General features: G+C 37.1%; 1 protein-coding gene. It reads left to right on the forward strand.

Annotation, left to right across the window (positions count from 1 at the left end; genetic code table 11):
• The first annotated feature begins 112 nt into the window (after positions 1 to 112).
• Positions 113 to 646, forward strand: coding sequence for a fimbrial protein (locus E5A76_RS09570; protein WP_161118784.1), 534 nt, complete (start codon positions 113 to 115; stop codon positions 644 to 646).
• The last annotated feature ends 46 nt before the right edge of the window (positions 647 to 692 follow it).

Here is a 692-nt window from a genome sequence, read left to right on the forward strand (position 1 = left end):
TGCAGATTCATAACAAGAAAAATAAACATTAATAATTCACTCTCCCTTTATTTATAAAATAGCTAAAGTAATTATTAGATATAAAATCATTAGATATAACTTGGTAATTATAATGAATACTAAAATCTCTTTATCAGCTCTACTCTTAGGTACTCTCATTTCCAGTTCAGCTATGGCAAATACTGGGACGATTAACTTTATTGGTTCTGTTTCCGATACCACTTGTAACTTTATCGGTGAACAAGGTGGCACACAAACCAATACAATTGATCTTGGTACTCATACGATCGCAAGCGTGAATGCAGGCACAACAAATGTAGTCGACTTTGCTTTAGTGGGAAAAAAATCTGATGGTAGCCCTTGTACAGTACAAAGTGGTAAATCGGTAGATATTTCATGGGTACCAGCATCAGGCGTATGGGATGCTGCGGGGCTACAAAACACAGGTACCTCGAAAAATACTGCAGTGAAACTAATGGATAAAAATAGCAATCCATTTAGCGCATTAAGAGAAACGGTAAATTACACCTCAAATAATGTACCGAATGGCGCATTACCGTTTAAAGCCCAACTAGTTAAAACAGGGGCTGCAGCTACGGCCGGTACAGTTATTTCCTCTGTGAAGTTTGCTGTCGCGTATAAATAAACAATTAATATCAGGTCAAAGGCCTCATTGAGGCCTTTAATTTAAG

The organism is Photobacterium lucens (assembly GCF_009873615.1).
Lineage (GTDB): Bacteria > Pseudomonadota > Gammaproteobacteria > Enterobacterales > Vibrionaceae > Photobacterium > Photobacterium lucens.

Bases quoted from the DNA above. Each gene is read 5' to 3' on its own strand.
- E5A76_RS09570 (WP_161118784.1), top strand. From the start codon at position 113: ATGAATACTAAAATCTCTTTATCAGCTCTACTCTTAGGTACTCTCATT.